Origin of the sequence: Gordonibacter pamelaeae 7-10-1-b (assembly GCF_000210055.1) — a bacterium.
In the GTDB taxonomy this organism is placed as follows: Bacteria; Actinomycetota; Coriobacteriia; order Coriobacteriales; family Eggerthellaceae; genus Gordonibacter; species Gordonibacter pamelaeae.
Map to the genome: position 1 here is coordinate 62,160 of NC_021021.1, position 791 is coordinate 62,950.

Annotated in this window: 1 pseudogene; it reads right to left on the reverse strand. The window is 68.4% G+C overall.

Annotated elements, in window-relative coordinates:
- Nucleotides 1–475, reverse strand: a pseudogene (locus GPA_RS18570) (SARP family transcriptional regulator); the annotation flags it as partial.
- Nucleotides 476–791 lie beyond the last annotated feature (316 nt).

Below are 791 nucleotides of genomic sequence, written 5' to 3' on the forward strand. Positions count from 1 at the left end.
GCAGCAGGTCGGCGGCGGAGAGCTTCAGGCGATCGTGCTGAAGCGGCCCGTAGGCGTCGCACGAGGGGGCGCACGTGGCCAGCACCTCGCATCCGCGCCCCAGCAGCTCGTCGAACACGCCGGAGAGCGCGGCGGCTCGGGCCGCATCGAGGGGCGGCACGTCCTCCACCACCGCGAGGAACGATGTGGCATCGGCCGCCGTCAGCGAGGACACGATAATGCCCCGGTCGAGGTCGCGCAGAAAGCAGGGGCTCTTCCCGTTGATCCAGAACACGTGGTCGAACGAGAACACCACGTCGGCGTACTCCATGGCGAGCCCCGTCTTGCCGAAGCCCTCGGGCGCCACGAGGAAGCGCGCCACATGGCGCTCGCGCAGCAGGCGCGCGATGAGGTCGGGGCGCGGGTAATGGCGGCGCGATGCCAGATGGTTGGGACGATGGCCCTTGCAGGACGATTGCTTCAGGAACCCGGTCATAGGGAAACGCTCCTCTCGCGGAGGCAGCGCATCGGCCCGGTTGGATTCGATCATCATAGCGGCGAGGTCAGCAATTAGCAAGCCCGGACATTCGTTCGCCGCGTTGCGCAAACGGCTTTTCGGCATGCGAACAACGCCTGCCCGACCGTCCGCCAGGCGAGGCGGACGGTGTACAATGGCTGCAGCCCGCCTACTGTCGCCCGACCCGAGCAAGGAGAGAACCATGTTCCGAACCGCCTCCCTCGCCGACCTGCCCGCCTTCCGCTGCGGGCACGCCCAGGACCCCCGAGCCGCCACCGGATGCACGGTGGTCGTG